Annotated in this window: 12 protein-coding genes and 3 pseudogenes; 6 read left to right on the top strand and 9 right to left on the bottom strand. The window is 55.6% G+C overall.

The window, feature by feature from the left end; translation table 11 throughout:
- Nucleotides 1-189: 189 nt before the first annotated feature.
- From ACIGKL_RS18925 to ACIGKL_RS18905, 5 genes are all read right to left on the bottom strand, one after another.
- The gene (locus ACIGKL_RS18925) at nucleotides 190-1,701 is read right to left on the bottom strand and encodes a HEPN domain-containing protein (protein WP_397488002.1); all 1,512 of its coding nucleotides are present in this window, start codon (nucleotides 1,699-1,701) and stop codon (nucleotides 190-192) included.
- Between the two features lie 332 nt (nucleotides 1,702-2,033).
- Nucleotides 2,034-2,366, bottom strand: coding sequence for a hypothetical protein (locus tag ACIGKL_RS18920; RefSeq protein WP_397488001.1), 333 nt, complete (start codon nucleotides 2,364-2,366; stop codon nucleotides 2,034-2,036).
- The gene (locus ACIGKL_RS18915) at nucleotides 2,367-2,714 is read right to left on the bottom strand and encodes a hypothetical protein (RefSeq protein ID WP_397488000.1); all 348 of its coding nucleotides are present in this window, start codon (nucleotides 2,712-2,714) and stop codon (nucleotides 2,367-2,369) included.
- 16 nt (nucleotides 2,715-2,730) lie between these two features.
- Nucleotides 2,731-3,138, bottom strand: a complete 408-nt coding sequence (locus ACIGKL_RS18910; RefSeq protein WP_397487999.1) for a hypothetical protein — start codon at nucleotides 3,136-3,138, stop codon at nucleotides 2,731-2,733.
- Between the two features lie 396 nt (nucleotides 3,139-3,534).
- Complete coding sequence (locus ACIGKL_RS18905) at nucleotides 3,535-4,632, bottom strand: topoisomerase (protein ID WP_397487998.1); 1,098 nt, start codon at nucleotides 4,630-4,632, stop codon at nucleotides 3,535-3,537.
- 296 nt (nucleotides 4,633-4,928) lie between these two features.
- Between ACIGKL_RS18905 and ACIGKL_RS18900 the strand changes: the two genes are divergently transcribed.
- The 3 genes and pseudogenes from ACIGKL_RS18900 (at nucleotide 4,929) to ACIGKL_RS18890 (ending at nucleotide 6,086) form a co-directional block, all read left to right on the top strand.
- Complete coding sequence (locus tag ACIGKL_RS18900; protein WP_397487997.1) at nucleotides 4,929-5,222, top strand: transposase; 294 nt, start codon at nucleotides 4,929-4,931, stop codon at nucleotides 5,220-5,222.
- A pseudogene (locus tag ACIGKL_RS18895) lies at nucleotides 5,219-5,806 on the top strand (IS3 family transposase); the annotation flags it as partial. The gene ACIGKL_RS18900 and the pseudogene ACIGKL_RS18895, both read left to right, overlap by 4 nt.
- A 94-nt stretch (nucleotides 5,807-5,900) precedes the next feature.
- Entirely contained in the window at nucleotides 5,901-6,086 is a 186-nt protein-coding gene (locus ACIGKL_RS18890) for an IS3 family transposase (protein WP_397487996.1), read from the top strand.
- A 73-nt stretch (nucleotides 6,087-6,159) separates the two neighbouring features.
- Here the strand turns inward: ACIGKL_RS18890 and ACIGKL_RS18885 are convergent, their stop codons facing one another.
- The 4 genes from ACIGKL_RS18885 to ACIGKL_RS18870 all read right to left on the bottom strand — a co-directional run bounded on the left by ACIGKL_RS18885 (nucleotide 6,160) and on the right by ACIGKL_RS18870 (nucleotide 20,071).
- Nucleotides 6,160-8,097, bottom strand: a complete 1,938-nt coding sequence (locus ACIGKL_RS18885; RefSeq protein WP_397487995.1) for a hypothetical protein — start codon at nucleotides 8,095-8,097, stop codon at nucleotides 6,160-6,162.
- 578 nt (nucleotides 8,098-8,675) lie between these two features.
- Nucleotides 8,676-14,210, bottom strand: coding sequence for a Zn-binding domain-containing protein (locus ACIGKL_RS18880; RefSeq protein ID WP_397487994.1), 5,535 nt, complete (start codon nucleotides 14,208-14,210; stop codon nucleotides 8,676-8,678).
- A 1,070-nt stretch (nucleotides 14,211-15,280) separates the two neighbouring features.
- Nucleotides 15,281-17,158 (bottom strand): hypothetical protein, encoded by a 1,878-nt coding sequence (locus ACIGKL_RS18875; RefSeq protein WP_397487993.1) that lies wholly within the window; start codon nucleotides 17,156-17,158, stop codon nucleotides 15,281-15,283.
- A gap of 1,713 nt (nucleotides 17,159-18,871) precedes the next feature.
- Entirely contained in the window at nucleotides 18,872-20,071 is a 1,200-nt protein-coding gene (locus ACIGKL_RS18870) for a Druantia anti-phage system protein DruA (protein ID WP_397487992.1), read from the bottom strand.
- Nucleotides 20,072-20,880: 809 nt separating this feature from the next.
- On the opposite strand from ACIGKL_RS18870, the gene ACIGKL_RS18865 reads away from it, so the two are divergent.
- The 3 genes and pseudogenes from ACIGKL_RS18865 (at nucleotide 20,881) to ACIGKL_RS18855 (ending at nucleotide 23,271) form a co-directional block, all read left to right on the top strand.
- The gene (locus ACIGKL_RS18865; protein ID WP_397487991.1) at nucleotides 20,881-21,393 is read left to right on the top strand and encodes an antirestriction protein ArdA; all 513 of its coding nucleotides are present in this window, start codon (nucleotides 20,881-20,883) and stop codon (nucleotides 21,391-21,393) included.
- A gap of 994 nt (nucleotides 21,394-22,387) precedes the next feature.
- Nucleotides 22,388-23,039, top strand: a pseudogene (gene parA, locus ACIGKL_RS18860) (ParA family partition ATPase).
- Nucleotides 23,036-23,271 (top strand): annotated as a pseudogene (locus tag ACIGKL_RS18855) (hypothetical protein). Before parA ends, ACIGKL_RS18855 begins: the two co-directional pseudogenes overlap by 4 nt.
- The last annotated feature ends 153 nt before the right edge of the window (nucleotides 23,272-23,424 follow it).

Genomic DNA, 23,424 nt, shown 5'->3' with positions numbered 1-23,424 from the left:
GTTACGACACCTGAAATACCGCCCGGAATGGCCGCAGGATGGCTTTGCCGCTCGCGGGCTTGAGGTCATGCAACAGGCTGCTTTTGGCCGTCTCCAGCCTGATACGTCAGGCTAGTCCCGGCCAGGAGCGGACGATAATAGTAGAGATAAATCTCTCCCCCTTTCTCCAATAGGGAACCAATCTGAACCTTATCGCTGAACTGTCCCGATAGCAGCTGGCGTTACCGCGACCCGAAGTTCACCGATTAGGTAGTCATATCCCGCCAGAAACCGAGTGAAGCTATGTCCAGAACCTAGAGATTTGGTCGACCACTCCTGGGCATTCCATCCAGCTTCTATCAGATCGGATGCCGCAAACACGAACTCAAGCGCGTCGGTTAGAAATGGCAGGAAAGGTTCGAGTTTTTCGTATTCAAGCCCGTCCAAGCTGCCATGTACAAAGTAATTTCTAAGCTTCACGGCGATACCAACGACAAACGCAAGATCCGGGAATTTTGTCCCTAGCTGTCTCTCCACGAAGGTTGCACGGTGCACCACCTTCTTTGGTAACGATGGCTGTCCCATTCTACCAAGCGCTCCAAGTACGCTATCCCGCTCAACCCCTTTGGGGAGTTTCTTAAGTATTGCTTTGCAGAGTAGTTTTGCTTCCGCCAGTTCCGGTGATAGTTGGTTCTTGGCTGGCACTGCTTCTGCGGGCAGGATGTCGAACATGTTAGCCGCAGCCACAAGTCGATCAAAATCGTAGTCGTTTGCTTTTCGAAGGCATCCCAGGCAGCGCCATCGAGATGTGTGCCATGATGCGTGGCGCTCAATCCAGTTGGCCAAGACAGAGCGGAACTCCTCCGGTGCACGAATCGGATCCAGCGGCACGTCTGCTGGGTGAGGCTTGTAGTACGTGCCCTTTCCGCCAGTTTTCCATGGGAAGCTTGGAAACACTGAAAGCATGTGTGGAATGCCTTCGTTTGACTGAGTAGTCTCTAGCTGGATGTGCTTTATACCCTGTGCGCGCCCCGCAATTATGGAGAGAAAGCAGCTAATGTCATACATTCTCTGAACAGTTTCGGAGAATGTGGCAGGCTCACTTGGCTCTATCGACACCACCATCCGGTTCTTTATGTAGACACCATCCGGTCCTCCCAAGCTATAGCTCGGGCGGTGGTGGACTGAGATTTTGCCTATGGATGTTGGCACTTCAATCAAACAGTCCTTGCCTGTGTAGTAAAAAACTTGCGGATGATCGCCTGCTTTGACAGGTCGCATCCGACGGCGCTCTGCGAGTACTGAATCGATAATTGGGCTAGCATCTGTCACATGGCCAAATGCATCAAAGTCATAGAACAGGTCGTGCAGATCCGTGGCTGTAAAGTGAATTGCCTTGATGCATGGTACTTCCGGATCTAGGTGATATGAACCAATGGCCACATAGTGAGGAAGGAGGTCGGCGTGGTGGCGAAATGAACCATCCTTTGATTGATGCCACCTGACCCCCTGGCTTAGACAATCAATAAGGGTTATGTAGTCCCCTGTATATGCGATCCCTTTCACATGGGCAACGTTTTCCACCTCTGGACGCTCATCGGCATGAACTCTCAATACTGTGCCCTCTGCATTGAGCTCAAGCTCTCCGACCAAGCTTTTGTCGCCGGACACCTGGTATGTCCCAAGATACCGATTGCGAGAGGCTCCTTTTGTCTTCTTCATAGTGATCCTTGGTCTTATTACTGAACCCCGTTATAGGAGTCCTGCGAACTGACTGTCGTCGGCATTCTATACGCAGTCATGGGCGGCTGTGTGATCGCGAGAGTTAATGCAGCCAGGAGGTACCACTAGAGTCGGCACGCTGTGTTGTAGGCGATGGGGCCCCTAACTATCGAGAATAATCAGGTTCACAGCTAGAGGGACACCTTGCTGAGCAATCAGCCCGGCCAAGCTTTCTAAGCATCGAATAACAGGGGGAGGCAGGCCACGATTAATTTCGATTCTGTTTATTTTAGGCCAAAATTGTGACTTCCCCCTTATTGCCCTTAGCCATTTCACAACTTTGTCATAAAATGAAATAATAGCTTAAAGGAAAAGGATAAAAACATGAGGAAAATCCCACGATAAACCCAAATCGCATCCTGCGGATTGTATGCCGCCACCATCTTCGCCACACTATCAAGCTTATCATTTAAATTTTCTAGAACATCGCCACGAGAGAGAGATGAAAGTCTCTCAACCATGATTCTTCTTGCCTCATAAATAGCGCGACTCTCTCTTAATATCCTATACCCAGGTATTATCAAGGCACAGCTACCTGCAAAGCCAAAAATGTCAGACAATACCTCTACAGCAGGCGCGATGCACTTCCATGCGATTAGCTCCACTTAGTTTAGATCTCCAACTAGGGCTAATCGTACCGTCAACTGAGGCTTTCGCCCTGGGAATCCAAACACAGCACTGTCCGGAGAACTTTGTTCGCCAAGCGGGAGCCACTCCAGTCCGTTTTCTGCTGCAAGCTGAAAGAGGATTTTTAACTGATCAATCCCGCCCTTCAAGTTAACCTCGGCGGGGAATGCTAATTTGGTCGTTAAATTAACATCATTTGATCCAGGGTCGAGAAGAGCTCGGAGAGCGTCCAGAACCTCACGATTCTCGATTACGAATGTTGTGATGGAGTCGCGTGTCTCAGAAGGAAATGCTCTTTCTAAAGCTAGCCGCTGTGTTTCGTTCATGTTCGCTGACCTCTGGCTAAGGAATTCGATTATTCGCCCTAACCTCAGGGGCATTTGTCCCTAGCAGCCAGCTACTGCCTGTTACATCGCACGCAAGAACATCCCAGCAAGAAAACTTTCCGTCTTGATAAATAGCGGCCACCGCTTGCCCCATGGTGGAGGCGCCTAGTGTAGATCGCATACTATACTCAGCCAAAAATAATTTTCCCTTTTGATTTGGAAGACTACTTTGCTGTAGGTGTGTCATATCCTTTAGTGCACATGCAGTGACGGCCTTCACCAGAGCATTTGTAATTACTACTTTCTGAGTAGTATTGCCATTAATTTTTACTGTATTGTATTCGTGTTCTGTTTCAGGGTGCAGGTGATTTGGTGCGCACATATTTTTACTCCCAAAACCATCTCCGTAAAAAGATAAACTCACAGGCACACATTGGAAAGCCATTATTTTTTGTATGTTAGTACTTAAAAACAATAGTAGCAGCCGAAAGCCACGCTTCAAGCACCTGCAAAGCGTTCAACCTTGCTTTCTCGGTGCCGCTTGTCTGATATTGGCCGCTTTCAGTCGGATGCGACTGGCTAGCTCCGGCCATGAGCAGCCGTTTGGAGTAGAGAAAAATCTGTCCCCTTTTCAATCGGTGACAGGCAGGAAGGCCGCGTGGCTCGGCGCTCTGGTGCTGTGAGCCGATGCTTTCAGAGGACTTTGCTCCGCGATCAGCGAAGCATACGAAAGGCGACCGTCCTCATTTGTCGAAGCCCCTTAAGGCTGGTAGCAGGACCTCGGCTTGAGGCGAGTTCGGTGAGGCCACTGGCGCGGGCACTAGCGACCGGGTTTGAACGCCAGGAAGTCCTCCATGGCGTGGAACTCCAACTGCTTGGCCTTGCGCGTGGGAGACAAGTACGCCGCAATGTCGTCAAAGATGGCATCGGGATCCTTCAGGTCTGTATCTGTGTAGACAATGATGGGGATACCACGTTTGCGGAAATAGGCCTTGAGCTTGCGCATTTCCTTCTCGAAGTTTGCCTGAGCCTCTTCATTGATTTGCTTTTGGGTCTTGTCACGGGTGCCCTCCAGTCTGCCATGGGTTGACCAGGGCGAAAGCTCGAACCCGACCTTCGACAGGGTAAAAGGATCAATGATGGTGAAGTCGAGGCGATGCTCATGGCGCGCCACCTTTCCACCATAGCGCAGTTCTGGGATCAACAGTGGCACATCCAGTGGGTTCTCGCTATTGAGCACGAAATTGCAGTAGCGCCTGGCAATCGCCATTTCATATTCGGAGCCGGAGTTGCGCACCAAGGTCTGGCGGAAGAATTTCAGGTAGTGATCGACGGAGGGAAACTCGATGCGATCATCTTCATCGGGTATCACGAATCCAGTCTGCAGGATGTGCCCGATGGTCCAGTAGTTCGGTTTGAAATGTCGAATTTCACTCTTATCGTTCTCCCAGGCTCCATTCTTGAACCGGGGGGTCACCAGGATGCCGTAGGACGCATTCTTTTGACCTATCCATATCTCAGCATCCTCCACTTCCGGACGCTTGCGGGCCAGAGCATCGAACTGACGCAGGTAGGTTCGAGTGAGGAAAAGCTTGAACCAGCGACGCACCGTCTTGGAGTTCTTGATATGCGCGTGGGCCTCGTAATAGGGATTGCCAGGCCGCGCGGCAGGTCCGAGGTTCTCCAGAACCTCAAGGAACCCACGGAGATAAAGCGCGATGAACTGCTCGGGTGAATCGATGACTTCGTTCTTGATGTCGATGTACTCGGCGTGCTTCCCGCCATAAGTGGCGTTCAACGAATGTTCGCTGGGATAGCCGGTGATATCTAAGACGTCCTCCTTGAGTTCATTTATCTGCGCCGTGAGTTCGTTAATCTGGCGATTGCGCTGCGTTTTTACCGGGTCTCTGGGGGCCACCGTAACTGTCCCTTTCCTTGGTCGTCACGCCGCAGGGGGCATAGCCCGTAGCGCGGAGCTGGAGTGCGGCGATTCGCGGTTGAGAATCCATGAATTTTCGCACGCACGGGCCAATGTCACCACACCCGCGTAGGGGCAAAGCGCGCCGAGTTAGACTGGCAATAGCATCACTGGTCGACATGCTGCAGGGGGCAAAACTTGCACTAGGTGCAATCAGCACAAGACGCCGCAGTGGTCTGTCCCGGGCTGAGTGGACACCGACTTAAGGTGGATAATGTCCGCCGCCAGGAGTGTTCATGACCCAGACCAGACGACGTTTTCCCGAATCCTTCAAACGCGAAGCGGTAGACCAGGTGCATGCCGGTACGCCGCTTCGTCATGTAGCCGACACGCAGGGCATCGCTGAAAGCCTGTTGGGCAAATGGAAGCGCCAGTACGAACAGCAAGGTGACGATGCCTTTCCGGGTAACGGTAAGCAGCGTGGCGAGAGCGCGGAGCTGCGTCGCCTGCGCCAGCAGCTGGCTCAGGTCACCATGGAGCGCGACGTATTAAAAAAGGCGCTCGCCATCTTCTCGCAGCCCACGAAGTGAAGTTTCGCACCATCGAGGCGTTGGCCGGTCGCTATCCCGTAGCACCGATGTGCCGGCTGCTGCGGGTATCACGCAGCGGTTTCTATGCCTGGCAGCAGCGGCCTCCTTCGGCGAGAGAGATGGCGAATCGGCGTCTGAGCAAGGAGATCCGTACCATCCACCACGAGGTGAATGGGATCTATGGCCATCGCCGCATCAAGGCCGAGTTGACGGCCATGGGGCATGAATGTGGCCGGCACCGAGTCGCTCGCCTGATGCGCGAGGCCGGTCTGCGTGTTCGTTCGCGCAAGCGCTGGCGGCTGGTTTCCAGCAGTCGCCACGCTCTACCGATTGCTCCGAACCACCTGGATCGCCAGTTCGCCTCGGATCGCGCCAATCGGCACTGGGTCTCGGACATCACCTACGTGCGGACGGCCCAGGGCTGGCTGTATCTGGCCGTCGTGCTCGATCTCTATTCACGCGCCGCCGTCGGCTGGGCGATGCACCACCGCATGCAGCAGGCCCTGGTACACGCCGCGCTAGAGATGGCTGTGGCGCTCCGACAGCCGCAAGCAGAGGTGCTGCTGCACTCGGATCGTGGCAGCCAAATACTGCGCGTACGACTACCAAGCCTTGCTGCGGCGCCATCGAATCGTGCCCAGCCATTCACGCCCAGGGAACTGCTGGGACAACGCCGCAATGGAGAGCTTCTTCCGTTCGCTGAAGGCCGAACGGGTGTACCTGACGCGCTATGCCAGTTACCAAGAAGCGAAAACCGACCTGTTCGACTACATCCGCTTTTACAATCACCGCCGTCGCCACTCGACGTTGGGCTATCTCAGTCCGATGGAATTTGAGCGGCGCTATGCGAGCAGTAGCTCTTAACTACCTGTCCACCAGCTCCGGGACAGACCAAACATCACCTGCAGCTACTTGTTGGGAGGCAGTGCTCGGAGGTTTAAAACTCATAGTAATCAATGCTTTCGGGGTACTTGCGGTGTAGGTCAATGGCGATTTTGCCAATGTACGACTCAGGGTCTGAGACGTGGATCACGAGCGTGTCTATTGCTCTTGTGAGGGGGATCATCACCCACTTTTTCGCGTAATCAAGGGCCGCTTGTTGTTCGTCGTAGAATATGTCGTTTTTCTCCTCTTCGCTGACTTTAGCGTTCTCCTGCTTGTAAGCAAAGAATTCATCTAAGGCGAAATTAACCACGACCCAACCTTCGAGGCCACGACATGATTCGTACTGAACAACCCGAAACTGTTCGACACTAGTTGGATATTCGTCTCGCTGCTCCGGATCTACGGCATCCCAACACTTAAGCCCCCACTCAGAATACTGTTTTCCGACCTTCGAACACCTTTTCCCATCGGCGGAATTTTCCACCCACCCAGGTGGCACACAAAATAGCATGTCAATCGGCTTGTTCCCATCATCTCTAGCGGTTGCCGCCAGCTTAGAATGAAACCTTTGGGACAATGGGTCGCCAACAATCACTATAACTCTACCGCCGTGTGATTCAGGCAGAGGCTCGAGATTCCAATTCGCGTACCCAATTTCCTTAGCGAAATGACCTACCGTTTGGCAAAGGCTGGATTTAAGCCGCAGGCTTTTCCTTAGCGGAACAATTTGGCTTTCGCACGCCCCAACATTTGCCCGCCAATCGATCTTCTCCACTCCTCGCACGAACTGATCAACCCCGTCAGCAATGATTACCTTCTCCGCCCCATATAGCTGATAGATCAGGTCTCGTTCAGTAGCAGGCCAATCTTGCGATTCGTCGATGAGCAACAGATCCCATGTCAAGGACCTACTGTGAGCTGATCTCGACCTCTCGACTTCTTCTTGTGTCACAGTGCCGGTTGACAAATATTCAAGCGCAGCTTTTTTATACCCTTCGTAAGCCTCAAGGAAATCGGGCTCCTGCTTTGAAATAACACCCAAAGCAACCAGCCATTCGTGCATGAAGCTATGAATGGTCTTGATAGAAATACTTCCCTCTCCAACCGAATCTTTAGCTCCTAGCAAGGCAAGTAGTCTACGCAAATCTGCAACCAAAGCCTTGTTGTACGTAAGCAAGACAACGCGCAATCCAAGTTCGTCATATGCTTGATATGCGACGCGAATAAGGCGTACCGTCTTTCCTGTCCCCCCGCGCCCCCGAAATATTAAAAGCTGCTTTCCCAGCTTCTCGGCATATTGCTGCTGCGTTCGATCAAGGACAGATTTAGTGATCGCTTCAAGCCGCTTTCTGTCGATTTTGGATGGAACCAATGTTTTTGAAAACACCTCCAAGGTGTTTACCATGTAGCCGCGAGCGGAAAAACAACACACCTCGTTAGCACCCGGCCGACTCGATAGCAAGGCTACTTTTTCCAACAAATCTTCCCAAGTCGCATCCGACCCAAGGATATTGTTCTGTGATTTGGGGATAAGCGAATTTTGCACTCGCTCAAGCCAAATCAAATTTGTGATCCAAGGAGAGCTTTTGCTCAGACTATTCCTCTCAATATATTTTTTGATGGAATACTTCTGCCCATCGCTTTGCGCAGTAACATCATGATCACTATCATTGTATTTAACAACACACCGATTCCCCTCAAAGCGAACCAAATGGGGCGGATGACCTTTCAATTCAAACGAAACACAGAACGAATGGATTAGCGTTTTGTTTTGGATCGATCGAATTTCCTCCTTGCGGTAGTTGGCAAATAACACAAGCAAGTCGATGTCTTGGATCTTCTGCCCAAAGCATTTAGCCGAAGGAAAAATCTCAAGAAATATATGACCATCCTCATCCAGCCCGGCAATACTCGCTGCAGCGAGGCCTGCTAATTTCTCAGCTGCCTGATACTCCGGCGAGTTGTCCTTTTGCCCATGTATTCTGATCATTCTTCTAGCCGCCCCACTATAAGTAGGCAACACAAGTGAGCATAATTTCTTATGCCACTTGTATCCCATAACGTCCCTGATCCACCTGTAACCCCTTGACCCAATTGAGTCGATCACTCAAACGCAACATGGGACTGAGGGAAAAAGCGACAACACTGGGCAGGAGATTACGAAGTCGTTTGCAACGTGTCTATGGCTGGTGCTGGCGGATTCTGTTGAAAAAGGCGCTTCTGCGGCAGCCAGCCGGCCAGATGCATCAGCTTTCGAAGTGGCTGCAAGCCACTTCACGTTGCCTTGCGGCCTTTCACTGAGCGTCCCAGGCTCAGGTTTGCGGGTTATTTCGAGGGTTTCTGCTCGCAGCAGGCGTACCTATCCCGTGATCGGTGTCCGGGATCAGTAGACCACTACAGGACACCGCTTCCCCTTTACCATAAGGGATAGGCAAACGACTGTGTTTATGACTACCAGCAGGCATTCGCACCCAGTTGAGCATGATTGAACTGGGGTAATTAGTGGCCAGATTCACCGTTCGGGAGACGTGTCCCCGGGACATGTACCGAGGACACTTCCGTCGCTGCCTAACGGAAAAAGCTCCGGACTCGCTGATGGGCATCCGGCAGGTTGGATCGGAGCAGGTACTCGTTCAATGCCAGATAATCGTGGACATTCTGTGCGTTCTTAACTGCATGAACGAACTCCGGCCTACCAATGAGCCCCGGGTAGGAACCCAAGGCCATTCGACGTTCACCGTGTTCTACAAGTATGGGGGCTTCGGGCGTACCGCCAGGCAAGCACCGGAAGTCGTCCAACTCCAGACTGGCGCACAACTGGGACAGCGTGGCCTCCTGTGCATTCGGAGATGAGCAACGCGGCTCCTCGCCGAATATTCCATAGCGTAGAAGTGCCGCACCGAGCTTCCTGTTCAGTCGGTCTTGGATGTGCTGGTTGTGGAAGTGGTCTAGGCATTCAGTGCATGAGGTGTCGCACGTGCAACTCTCCAGCAACGATAGAGTAGCCTCCAAGATCTCTGGAAGGTTTCTCGCCGCCACCTCGGCGTAACCTGCGCCCCCCGAGAGGGTGTCGTATAGGAATATGTCCAACATCCGAGCCTCGTTTTGGAGCGCAGGGACAACGCGAAAGCCGGAACCAAACTCCGCAGGGTCGAGATCCAATTGCCTATGGCGGCTCGCAGCGAGCCGGACGGCCTCTGCGATCGTGTGAAGGGCGTCCTCTAGCATTCGCAGGGTTACTATGTCACTGGTGTCGGTCACTAGAGGAGCCGCGACTCTCAGCCTTACCAGCAATAGATCCGTTTTGAAGTCATGGCCGAGAAGCACACGTCGGAACTCACCGGAGCATAGCTGCGGGGTTCCCTGCTGGCCGAGGTAGCGGTAGGGGCGTTCGTGCGGACCACCAGTAGGCGAGAACTGGTCGAAGACGGAGGCCGCTCCACAGTCGACACATACCGAGAACCCGTTGGCCTGACCGCCCTCTTTGCCTCGGTTGACGGTTACTAGCCTGCAGTCGGTCGCGTGAGTAAAACTAGCATTCGGCCCACACGGCCTAAAGGTGAATACCTCCGGATCAACCGGCTGCGGGAACTGCGCCATCGTTGCGTACGTGATCTCTTGCTCGCGGTCGTCTTCGGGAAGTTCTCTGGCGCATTCGGGCCCGAAGACTTCTGGCTGAATCATCGTCTCTTCCTTCAGCGCCCCTCCGCAAACAGGACAGTTACTGTCATTTCCCTGGGCCGTATGGGGATCACGCACAAAGGAGCATGCCTCGCAATGGACTAGCTTTCTCGCAGCTGCGAAAAGCGGTCTGGCCCGGCTCACCTCCCCAGATGGAAGGTCAGCAAACACGCCTCCGGAACGGTAAGTCTTCTTATCGATAACGATCAGCCGCCCAGGGGCATACTCGCTTAACGCCTGAGAAATCGACTGCTGCGGCCTCTGAACCGTGCGAACCTCCCAAATGCCTTTGAGATTCTTCTCGCGCTTCTCCACCAAGAAACTGCAGAGGCTTGTGGGAAATGCGTAGCTCGGTAGAAGACCGTGGAAGAAAAGGAACTCCAGGAGTTCCTCCTGCTCTAGCTTCGGTCCCGCGTTTTCGTTGTCCTCAACTTCCTTGCTCTCTCCGTCGTCCTCCGAGGCGGCAGGTGGTGGGACGTCTGCGCTGAGCCGATGCAGAGTCGCCAGGAAATCTTCCGCCACCTCCGCGAGCCACTCCTCGAGCGCTCGGCCGCCGGTATCCAGGGACGCCGGAAGCCATGCTGCGACGGATGCCCTCAAGTCACCCTCAGCCGCGAGGATACGGTGTGACACCCAGTCTCCAAAACCTTCGAGGTTTAGAGCGGTGTCCCGTGCCCCATGGAAAAACTGTCGTGTCGGGCCGAGCGCCTTCTCAAGCATTGACGTTTTTTCACCAAGACCGTGGCCCCCTTGCTCCATGAGTTCGTGGAAGAAGGTCTGGACCAAATAAGCATGCACGTGCCGTCGGGCGATCTTGGGGTTATCTACCTTGACCTCGGGCGTACGTGGCGGCCCAGCCACGATGTGCTCGGGATTCAGGAAATAATGGCTGTCGTGAGGCCCGGTCTGGGAATACGTCACGACGGTCGAGACCGAAGCACCGCGACGGCCCGCACGACCGGCACGTTGCTGGTAATTCTCACGTTGGGGGGGAACGTTCCTCAGTGCTACCGCGACTAGAGAGCCGATGTCGACACCAACTTCCATGGTGGTGGTGCAACTGAGCACGTCGATCGGCCTGTCGGAGTCCTCGATAAGGACATCTTGAAACCTCAACTCATAAAGCTCGGTGGTAGCGTGGACGCTGCTGCGGTCTCGATTCGAGAGTTGGGCCGTGTGCTCTTCGACGCTCAGGTTGGAGAGCCGGGCACCGGAGGCGAGGGCCTCTTGCACCGGCAGGCGCCAGAAACCCTTGCGGGCGGCCACGTAATTGCTTACCAGGGGATCAACTAGTCTGACTCCTTCGCCTCCGCAGGCAAGGCAGATCGTCCCACCTAAAGCGAGAGGCATAAGGGCTGTGCAGTCCGGACACTGAGCCCATACGTGGGAAAGGTCGACCCGTAGGCGGAGTGTGTTCGGAGTAAGGAACCAGACTTTGTCTTTCTCAGACGCCAACTGGCTGCGGAACGCTGCCTCGATAGCCTCGACGGCGGGCTTCCCCCAGCCGGGGCGACGGGCAAGGGCCTCCGCGAAGGCCCGGTCGAACTGCCCTTTGCTTCCCCAGTCCGGCTTGAAGTAACCGGCCGCCTTGCAGCGAAGTACCGGGTCCAGCGACGGGTCGAATGCGAACTCCCTGAGCAATGCATCTATCCAGGCGACTGCAAGTGCTCGGACGTCCTCGTCCCCTAGGGCGATCCCCACCGCCTTGATATCATCTTTCAGTTTCCTGAGTTTTGCCCGCGCGGGCTCGACGAAGCCGACGGTTGTTCCCGACAGCGAATAGTAGTTGCTACAAAAGAGCTTCAGCAGCGCTATCCGGTATCGTGCGGGTGGCGTTTCCGACGGTTCGAAATCGTCGTCGAGAGCCTGCCTCAGATCCCCCTCGCAGTCGCGCTCGAATTCGACGCGAGCGGCGGCGATCTTCTTCGCATCCTGCCCGTCGAAAATGAGGAGGTCGTGTTCAGATAGGACGGATAAGAAGGCGAGATAAAGGCTAAGGTTAGGTCGCGGCTCTTGGGGAATTGCCTCCAGCCGCGCGCACGCGAGCGCAACCGCCTGCCGGAACACGTCGAGTTCGATGTCCCGGGGGATGTCGCGAGCCAACCGGGCAGCCTTCTGGCGGCCATCGGAGAAGATTAGTACCTTCCGACCTCCATTGGGATGCTTTGCATCGATAGTGCGACTTGCCGGCTGGCGAGCCATCTGCGTGCGGACCAACGCAGTGAATGGAGCCTCGCCCTTCGTCACGTGGTCCATCACTTTGGAGGGCTCGTCCTTGGAGCTTCGGGTCCTACGCATGCATACAGGGCATTCGTCGAAGGCGATCTCCACCTGGCCTGCGGCAACCTTGTCGGGTACTTGTACCTTGCGGTAGCCTGAGGCATCTGGGGGGCACGTCGGGGAGAGTTGTCCGGTTGGAACGTGAAGCCACATGTCTTTGTGGCGGCTGCGTGGGTGAACATTCTCCTCGACCAAGATCTCAATCGGAATAAGTTCGATGGTACCGCCTTCGGACAATGGTCCACTCGGCTGATGCCATACAAAGTCCATATCGGAACTCACGTAGCCGCGGATGAAAGCGGCACCGCAATCGCGGTGGGTGAGCAATTTGTAGACCCGTCCCTTCGACGTGCAAAAGCACCGGTCCAACGGCTTCGTGTGAAGACGACCTAGGATGGTGGGTCCGGCGTGGCCGCCGAGTCTTTGCGAGCATTCGGGGTCCACGCAAGCGTGAAGCCCGGGCAGCCCTCTATGGAAAAGATGTAAGCGGGTCGGTATCAATACGCGGCCATCTGAGCGCCGCCGGGCATAGCTGCCCAAAGCAAGCAAGGCGTCAGCCGCCCGCGCTGCGGTGTTAGGTGGAGATTCGCGGAAGAGCGCCTCGCTGAGGGCGTCGAGCCTAACCGCCTTGCCCGACACCGCCGCGATCAATGCCTCAAGGGGACCGAAGTCGGTCATATTCTCGTAGAGCCAGTCACGGAATGATGCATGGTCGCCTGCGGTTGGCGCTTGCCAGTTCAGGCGTGCGGCGAGGTCCACCGTGGCCGCCTGCGCGGCGCGGAGGTCGTTGGCTGCATTCTGAAAGGCCCCAAGATCGAACTCCGCCAACGCCTCGGCCTCTTCGCACGTAGCGGGACGTGGGAGAGAACGCGGTTCTGGAGTTCCTTGGATCACTCTGACGCGTCGGGAGGAACCATCTGGCAAGCCGGTTAGATCCCGGGCGAAGCGCTCGCCATCCTCGACTGCAGTCGGGCCTGAACCAAGGCTCGCACTGGTTAGAATACAACGCATGCGTTCACGGGATATCTCCAGGCGGGCGCAGAGTCGTCGGATGAGAAGAGCGACTTCCGCGCCACCAGCTCCTCTATACATATGCGCCTCGTCGAGAACGAGGACGAATTCGTTCCGGGGGTCAGCTTTGAGCCAATCCCTAGTCTGCTCAAAGATGCCGCGTTCGATGGGGCGCATGAGCATGTATTCAAGCATGGAGTAGTTGGTGATGAGCAGTTCCGGGCAACGTTGCTGCATCTCGTCCCGGGTCATGAGCTCACGGTCACCGGGCTGCGTAATAAGCCGATGGCCCCAGTTGTTGGCAATGTATTGCTTGCCAGCCTTCTTACCTGATACGTAGGTTTTGGTCTGAGCAGACTCGCGCCCGTAGAAGGCGTCAAGATCCTTACTGGGCCAGCGGCCGATGCGTTCCAACTCCATCCGGACGGCCGACTTCTCTGCAACCTTGCGATAGAACTCTTCGAAAAGAGGCTTGATGAAGCGTTCATCCCGCACGGAAGATCGGCGTCCTGGATAAGGAGTACGTCCTGTATAACTACCGAAACGTACGGGCCTCTGTCGTCCCTTTGACAGGACCTTTGCTGCCTCGGGGTTGCCGAGCAATCGCCGGATACGTGCAAGCTGATCGTTGACCAAAGCGTTCATCGGATACAACAGCATCGCCCTACAACCCGGAAGCTCGGCAGACTCGGGTCTTTCTTCCCCCTCGATCGCCAACTTGCCTATGACAGACATAAGGAAGCTTTCGGTCTTACCAGAACCTGTACCGGTAGCCACCACAAGGTCGGCAGCTTCATCGCCGAGGAAAGACACGAGCGCTGCCGACTGGTGCTCATAGGGGTGGGGGTAAAGGCCGACGCCCATCCCCACCAGTTGAGTCAATGCATCGACGGCAGCCTTAGGAATCGGCAGGCTGTCGTAGAGATCACCCACTTTATAGACTGGAGTGGCTTCCACATAAGGGACTTGGGCGATGGTGGCATCCTTCCGAAGAAGCGCATGGCGCTCTTTGATAAGCCCCTCATCACGGATGTGATATTGAGCCTCAATGTATTGCCTGAGGCTCTCGGCCAGACTCCTCGCTGCCTCATGGACGCCGGTCGCTTCAACAGTTTTCGGCATTACGGTCATTAGTTTCCTCTCCCTACGCAAAAGCGCTCGTCCAGCACGATCCGAAGCCCCTCGAATGCCTTGCGCAGAATAGGCAGAGTCTCTACGGGGAACATGTGATGCGTTACTCCAGGATGCTTACTCTCGGGCGCGGGGACCTGCCAGCCAAGCAGGAGTACCCGCGCCTCCCGCTCCGGCAAGCGACGCCCTAGACTGAACTTCACCAAGCCTTGAGACACTGAAGTGACGACTCTGATAGGACGCCCTACCTTTGCATCCAGATAAAAACGAAGACGCCTGGCGTCCTGGGAGTCAATGCCGCTGAGTCTCCGCAGACGACTCCTGAGAAATTCGCCAATGAAATAGGAAAACATTGGCCCAGCCACTCCCAAACTGCGCACTCTGCAGAGTAAGATCGGCCCCTCGCCTGCCGGCAGATCCGCAAGCCTGACCCATTCACGGGGCAAGTAGGCGGAGACCTCACCCATGTCGTCGGGAGCGTCCGTCAGTCGAGTCGTAGCTTCGGCAAGCAACCGCGCCGACCATGCTTCAAGCCCTTCGGCAGGGGCTCCGATCCATTCATCTGCCTCCCACGCATCTATCCAGCCTTCGCAAGCAGCGGTCTCCACAAGCCGAGCCCTACCTTCAACCCGAGCCGATACTCCCACCGCCTGTGGGAGTATCTCCTTTGCCCCTCCACCTAGGAGCACAGATAATCCACCTTCGGCTCTTACAGTGTGAGCTGGCGCCGCAAGCCACTTGCCGCCTTCGAGTCTGACCATGTCACCGAGCTCGGCAAGGCTATTAAGTATTTCTATTACTCCAGGTTGAGTATCCCCTCCGTCGACAGCAAGATCTGGCCACAACGAAGCCAGCTTACGTCGCACCATACCGGTCAAGCGAACTGAGGCAGCAGGCTCCCACTCCTCCTGTACGCCTTTAGGGGCAGAGCAAAGATGTGATACCGCCCGTAAGCATTCCGAAACTGCAGATATTCGAAGGCATTCCCCACCGTGCCTACAGCCTATCCCCGCCCCGACGACCCTACGCGCGCCCTCTAAAGAAGTCGCCTGCAACTCCATCGCCATCCCTCAAACGTTCAAGTCTGCTCGCCCTTCGGCCAGCTCGCGCTCAGCGATTTGAATAATCTCTTTGACAGGACCGCCCGCGGCTCTAGCCCATGGAACGGCCCACGAGACAAGCAGCGAATTTAGATCATCCTCCGCATTTCCGCCTGGCATAGCCCTGAGAGTCGCGTAAGCGCGGGTAGACACGCGCCGCCATAAACTACCACCGTCAAAGCCTGTTTCTTTCAGTAGTTCGCCCAATTGCCTCGTGACTGGAGTCGTATCACTATTTTCAAGACCCTCGACCTGTGACCAGGTTTCTTTCACGAGTCGCCCGTACTTCAACTCGGGTAGCTTGGCGGAAACTCCGCGCATCGGGAGATTATCCGTATCTAGTACGGGCCCCAACTCGGCAAGCGTGCTCCCATCGGGGAACGCGGCCGGGCCCTGCGCCCAAGAGGCGATTAGAGCAAGGCCTCCGTAACTGGACCCGATAAACTGCCGTCGAACGACAAGATCCCTAACAGCAGAACCATAGACCTCAAAAGCCGAAAGGTTCGCCCCCTTCAGAAGCAGGCAACTTGACGATTCTGCGGCAATCTCGACGCAGTCAGACGCTGCCTCATCAGATATAAGTCCGACCGGAACTCGCCATTCATGGAAAACCGGCCCACCGATAGCGGCGGCCACAGAGTCAGCCACCAAGTCAGCGAGCGACCCCGAGAATTGCACCATTTGGCCTGCGATAAGAGCCGCTACTGTCTGGCGAGCAACGGCGGTTGCAGCCCCTCTCGCAATACCGGTCGCCTGAAGATTCGAAGCAACTAGGTCACAGGCGTTTTGGATAGAAAGAATGTCAACAAACACTCCCTCCGGCTTGTTCTCAAGCAACCTAACCCGTTGCTTTGCCCCTAATTCCGCACCACTTCCCACCAAAATGTTTTCAAGGGCAGTAACTCTTCTCAAAAGTAAACCAACACTCTCTGCCGTCTCAGCTCGATCAGCTTCGCCTGCTGAAAGGTTCTCGACAGCCACCCTCAGCGCCGCTAGGTCAGTTGCGGCCTTATCCCACCTATCCCCAACCACCTCAAGCGCCCGAACTCCTTGCTCAAGAGCATCGGCCTTGATGTAAACAGCGGTGACAGCATCAGCGTTCTTCTTAGCGGCAACGCTTAACGATTCAGTAACTTTTTTAGTTGCTTCGGAGCGTGCGAGCTCCGCATCCAGTGCAACCCACAACTGGGATACTGCATCGGAATTCTGACTAACGTTCTTGGCAAAATCCTCCATGCCCCTGATAAGAGAAGCCGAAACGACGTCAAGCTTTCCTACGCTTTTAGCCTGATCCGCAACTGCAGTTTCAACAGCTGCAAAGCGTTGCTCCATTTCTTTAAGCTGGGTCGGTAGACTGTCGATAATCTGATCGCGCGCCAGAGCAGCAGCCGAGCGAAAGCATGAAACTGCCATCGCGACATCAGGATGATCTGGAAAACAGCTGAAAAGGAATAATCGCTCTACGTCCTCTTTAGCGGCGTGCGGAAAACGTTCAGCAAGCGCCTTCATGAAGAAAGGACCGGCGTCGGGAATATGCTCAGAGTTGTCAACTTGCGGGATCGAGCCTCCCAGTCGATCCCGCCCCCAAGCCTCCCAAAGCTGGGTGAATATGCTCCAGTCAAATACATCTTTGGGACTTGTTTGCGGGTGGACTAGGTGCCCTATCAGACGCTTCTGTCTCTCTTTGAATTCAGGAGGTGTACCTGGTCTGAATCCCTGAATACGCGGTAAGCGGTCATAGATTGACTTGCGCAGGCCATGGGGAATCTCCTCAATGAATTCGACGACCGCTGCTTGTCCCAGTGCAGAGATTCGCTGTTTTGCCTCCTGGCTGTACTGGTAACTCATAAAGAGGCACCTTCTCCCAAACGTTTAATTTTAAAGCCGCAGGCAAGGATCTCCTTTACCAGCGAACGATAGTGCGGGATAAACGACGCCTCGAGCCTCACAGTAGCGAAGGCCCCAACTAGCGTGCTGTCGTTAGAATATACTGATGTTGGCCACGCAATTTGCAACTGGAACATGAAACTGAGCAACCTTGATCGCAGGGCTGGGGGGAGCACCCTACCACGCCCCCCTACTGAAGTAGGTTCTCCAGTACCAGCGACGCGCAAGCGCCCAAAGCCACCGAAATCAATCTCCACGTAGCATGCAGGGTCGGCCAAGCCCGAAGTCATTTTCGTCAGCACATCGGGCGGAGGGAGGCGCATGTGACGGCTGTGAGGAGGGGAATCACTCCCCGAGGAGAATGCAGTTACAAAGCGTCCGGCCGGACCATCTATGCGAAGAGTTCCAACCGCGCCAGAAGGCATAGATAGATAGTCCGGCCCCCTCCCATGTGCCCGTAGCATAGCGGCCATATCTCTACACCTGCGTTGATGCAGAGGAATAATATGGCAAGCTCCCATTGGTGTCGTGAACGCCATTTCGACAGAGGGGAGCTCCTGAGAGCGCTCTAGATCAAGGGAAAAGGATACAAACTCTTCAATCCCTGGAGTGTTCGCATCAGACACTTTGACGGTCTGCATGCCGCCAGGCTTAAGGGCAAAGAACGCTGGAGATCGCTCAACCCCTAGAACGGAATGCTTTGAGGCTCCACTTTGGACCTGCATTGTCGGACCTTGGTCCGACTGTTCCAACGGCATCATCTTCGCCGCTAGCAAGAGCATGCTTGTTCTAACACTCTCAATAACATTGACGCTTGCGTTTCTAGTGAAGAATGGCCAAACGGCTGTGATTGCAGGTACGGGTGGCGCTACTGGTAGTCCAGTGAATGAATGCAGCCAATCGGTGCATTCAGGAGTTAACTCATCAGGTAATGTGGCTAGAGCCAGATTCCAACCCTGCCGTCCAGGAAACCTGTCGATCACTAACTCATCGGGAAAGTCTAGCTGAGCAGGCTCCCTCCACAGCAGGGCAAAGGTTTCCGAGACTCTTAGTTCATAAGCCCGTGGGAATCCTCGAGGCTCGCTTCGTCCTGACGCGGTGAAGGCAGCACCGCCTACGGCGGGCAATCCCCGGCACTCCCTATCCACGCTGAGGACGAACGAGGGGTCGGGTTTGCCACTAAATCCAGTTATTGCGTAGGGAGCTGTGGAAAACTCCGCAGTTACACGGCGGCGCCCTTGCATACCACGCATATTCAGCGTCTGGATTCTTCCACCCACGTCCAGCGAAAGCGTAGCTTGACATTCGCGACATGGCGGAATTACCAGCTCAAGCGACCACCCAGCACGATCTGTCCCTATTGATGGAATCACCAAGCGAAGTTCAATTCTCTGCTTTTCTATGGCGAGAGAGCCTTGTCCGTGGACATTCTGCCCATGGAGGCCCGGCACAAACATCTCACACTCAGGCGAACCCATTCCAGGCCAGTGGGCGAAGTGGGGCTTTCTTCTTACACCAGAGCGATGAAAAACTCTCGCCTTGCAAACTGGGCATACATAAAGCCAGGAGAACGATACTTTCGCTGCCGACTCCAATCTGCCAGTTATCTCATTGAAAGCATACTCCATCTCCCCTCCCTGTATCCTTACAGCCGACTGGCATTACTGTACATCTCTACTTTTCTAGCTGTGCACGTAGATTTCGAGCCTGATTCCCAAACATGTCAATTAGGTCGCTGGACATCCAATCACGATATTCAGATCTACGCCTTGAACGGGGCAGCATCCACCGATCCACCGCTTGCTCGGCAATATCCTTTGCAGGTAGAAGCGAAGTCAGTTCAGGCTGACCTTTTCCCGTCTGAAGAATTTCAGTAGCATTATTGGCGAGCTGGCATATAAAAACCTCACGCTGGATACCATGCCGCATTAGATCCTGTTTGAAACCGAGCGCAGATAACGCCGCCTTCATAGTTCGTAAACGCCAGTTCGGCCCCTGCCCAAAAGCATGCTGATCCGCATAAGTATGATCAATGTCGCGCAAGTAACAGCGGAGCTCCGCAAACAACTGATCTGGTATATGGAAATGCCCCCAACCACTGGTGTACCCAATAGAATCTAAATACCTTACGCCATTAAGCCTCAGCCGATTATAAACCGATGAACGCCCCATTGACGATGAAGTTGTGATCGCAAGCAGGCGTGCTTTTTTTACCTCCCCAGAAATGACACCTGCCGCACAACCGTACACGCTGGAAAAATCATCATAAATATCACGACTACGCAACAAGCACGCTATAAGTTTTCCGCCTAGAAGCATGTTATATGGGGGGAGCGCCCCTAAGACGTATGCATCCATCAAATTTACAAGGCGCGCACTCCTATCATGAACATCCCAACCAACAAACTTATCACGCACAGCAAGATTAAATACAGGATCACCAATGGCAATCAACCCCATCAGCTTACCGTTACTTTCATCCCAGACAAGGTAACGGAGACGTCTACCAAATCCATTCGAAACGGGAACAGACCACGATAGCGAAGCAAGCCGAAAGAGCTCACCTTGTTGAGTTCCCGATGAAACACGCTCAAGAACCGGCGAAATCTTTTCTGGATCAATATCCTTCCCTGATGCAAAGAACCCCATCAGCTTTCGGCCAGTTTGTGAGACAAATTTTTCGTTAGCCGAGAGCTTCTCCTCTCGCTGTGCACTGTGTAGAGAGCGGATCGCTTCCTTGGTACCTCTTGGAGCCTGTAATATTCCATTTTCAGTTTTAGTAAAGCCAAGCGAATGCAGGTGCTCCCGCAGTTTATCCTTTAGATTATCCTCGCGTGAGTCGAGACCAATTACTGCTGTATCGCCACTTGGCATATTTAGCTCTTGCATTCCACTCAATTTTTCCAATTTGCACCTATCTCGGAACAGGCGCCATTAGAGCCTCCAAATGACGACCGCCGCAAGAGCAATAGCCGCAATCAGGCTGCGGACGGCCCCAACTCCTCTGAAGAACTCTACGGTCGAGTAAGGACGGCACGCCCTCCCCCAGAAGCCGTAGCTTCGACTTCGTCGCTTGTATTGCGAAACTGCCGCCCATATGCCTTTTCTGCCAGAACTAGATCGGGCGGCTCCTTGCAGACCAGAGGCTCCGTTACGGCCAACACCATAGTTGTCTTCCGCTTGAATGGATTGCGCTACTTCCTCGACTACAGGACGCAACAGACGACGGTTCTCAGCCGATTGTGTTGAAGAAGCCGGTCGCCACCCTTTCCAGAGTTCGAAAGCGCATGGCGTTAGGTTTGCTATCTGACGTCCAAAGCTAGCAGTCCAGATTTGAATGGAGGCAAAGCTCTTTTCTGGGCAAAAATTGCAGAGAGAGTTTTCCAACAGAATCAGCCGGGTGCGGCATGTCACCACCGGCTGTGATGGGGCGACTACCTAATCAGTTGTCTGCTGACGAAACACGTTCCTGTCACCACCCGTGGTGACGTTCTCCACTTTCCAAAGCAGGGGTTCTTGCCCCCTCAAAATCAAGAAAAATAGACGGTTTCCACCCGGCCGCTGCGCGGGGTGGAGCCTCCGCGATTTTTCCTGATTTTTTCACGACCGCCTTAGTCGCCCTAGTCGGCAGGGGTTCATGCGCAGCGCAAGCGCAGAACCCTCAAGACGAAGGAGCGAAAGCCATGAGCGAAGAAATCAGGATCTACGTTGCCGACCTGGCCGCCTACAACGCCGGTCACCTGCATGGCGTCTGGATCGACGCCACCCTGGAGCTGGACGACATACAGGCGCAGGTCGCCGCCATGCTGGCGGCCTCGCCGGTCGAGGGGGCGGAGGAGTACGCCATTCACGACTTCGAGGGCTTCGACGGCTACCGCATCGGCGAATACGAGGGTCTTGAGAGCGCCCACGAGATCGCCTGCTTTATCGAGGAATACCCCGAGTTCGGCGGCGCCCTGCTCGCCCATTTCAACGACCTGGAGCAGGCGCGCAAGGCGGCCGAGGACGATTACTGCGGCTGCTACAGCTCGCTGGCCGACTACGCCCAGGAGCTGACCGAGGAAACCACCAGCATTCCGCAGCACCTGGCCATGTACATCGACTACCGCGCCATGGCCCGTGACATGGAGTACAGCGGCGATGTGTTCACCCTGGAGACCGGCTTCGAGCAGGTGCACGTGTTCTGGAATCGCTAGGTCGAGCGGAAGGCACCGGGGTGACCCGGTGCCTTGTTTTTTGCGCCCCTGCCCTGCCGGCCACCCGCGCGCCCCACCCGCAAGACTGATGCACAGTCGCGCGCACCCAGCGATCAGCCTGCTGCAACCGCGTTGTGCCGCCTGCTGATTAAGACGGTTACGGTCTTACGTCTTTGCCCAAATCCGCCGATCCGTTTCCACGGATTTACGAATTTGCGGGGAAGCGGATCTGCGCTTCTACGGATTTACGGAAATCCGCCAATGCGGTTTTCCGGTTTTGCAGAAAGCCGTAGAACCGCACCTTCGGAGACTGCAGCCACACACGCCACGTGCCGCCCATTGGGCGAGACTGCGAGACGCGAACTCGCACACGAACAGGCCATGGTCTACCAATGAGGCCCGCCTGTTCACCTTTGAGCCACGCTCAACGACATCGGCCAGAAACGCCGCCAGAGCCCCCTTAGAACGCTCCAACCGCGTCACCCCATAGTGGCCCTTCCCAAGTCATCTGAAGTGTTTCAACGCGCTCCTGGACCGTTTCCGGCAAACGCGCACAGGCCCGGAGGGCAACCATCTGCGCTAACTCCAGCACGAGGACGATGCGCCGCAGAACGTCACACCTCTCCTGAGCGCAGTTATCTCGAGCCTGCCCGCAACCAGCTCCGGGATCGGCGCCAATCCCAGCTTAGGAAACCGCTGAAACATCGCAGCGCTTGCACCCCAGGCGACCGGATCTCCGGCGCGTGCCGTTAACGGCACGGGGATATCTTCTGGAAAAGCTGTGAATTCAGTCGTGCTATCAGGCGTATGCAGGCACGTGCCATCAGGCGCATCACCCTCGTGCTTTTAGGCGCACGAACTCCTCTGCAGGCCACGGCTGGTGCGGCCTCCAGCCTTCCTTAACTTAACTAACTTAAAAGCTCTAACTTGTTATTGGGCAACGCCAGTTTGTGGACAAGTGCTGATCGGGGCGGTTTGGCCGGGGGAACCGGCCATGATCGTCGCCCTGCTCAAGCAGAAAGGCGGGGTGGGCATGACCACCCTCGCCACCCCAAAGTCGCCAGCGAACGGGCCCTGCGCGGGCAGAACGTCATCCTGCTCGATGCTGCCCCACTAGGCTCGGCGCTGGACTGGACCCAGCGGTGCAACCAGCAGGGCTTGCCCAGGCTGTTCAGCGCCGTCGGCCTGGCGCGCGAGACGCGGCACCAGGAAGCCCCGGAGTTGGCTCGTCGCGCCGATCACGTGATCATCGACGGGCCACTGCGCATCGCCGCCCTCGCCCTCGCCCGCTCGGCGTTGCTGGCGGCAGATCGCGTGTTGATCCCGGTGCAGCCCAGCCCCTACGACCTGTGGGCCAGTGCGGAGATGGTCAACCTGATCCGCGAAGCGCAGGTGTTCAGGCCCACGTTGCCCGCGGTGCTTGCCATCAACCGTCGCATCCGCACCACGGTGATCTGATCGGCCGCGAAGCAGGCAGCGCCTTGGCCGACCAACCGCTGCCGGCGCTGCAGGCCGAATCACGCCAGCGCCACGCCTTCACCGAAAGCGTGGCGGCCGGTCGCCTGGCACGTGAACAGGCACCTGACAGCGCCATTGCGTGCGAGATCAGCAGCCTGGTCGACGAGTTGCTGAGGTGGTCGCCATGAGCGGCAAGCGCATCGATATCGGTGCACGCCCGCTGACCGATCCGCAGGCCGAAGCCTGGATACGCCAGGGAGCTGCCCTCGATCATCGCAAGGCCGAGCGCTACAGCGCCCGGCTGACGCTGGACGTGACGCCGGCACTGCGCACGCGTATCAAGCTGGCGGCCTCCGACTACGGCGTGACCATGGGGCGGAAATGATGCGCGAGGTGCTGAAGCAGCAGGCCAAGTCATGATGCAGGGGACTCGCCAGGCATGGCGACCGCTGACACTGCTCACAGGCAGCATATTCGCCCTGGGTTGGGCAGCGCTCACAACGTCGCCACCACGACTGATCTACAACACCTCCGATAACGTGCCTGCCGGCTGGTATCGCACTTCGCCGGCCA

The sequence above is a fragment of the Pseudomonas sp. NPDC077186 genome, assembly GCF_044543505.1.
Lineage (GTDB): Bacteria > Pseudomonadota > Gammaproteobacteria > Pseudomonadales > Pseudomonadaceae > Aquipseudomonas.
The sequence above is the reverse complement of the archived record's forward strand: the minus strand, read 5'-3'. Positions and strand labels throughout refer to the sequence as shown.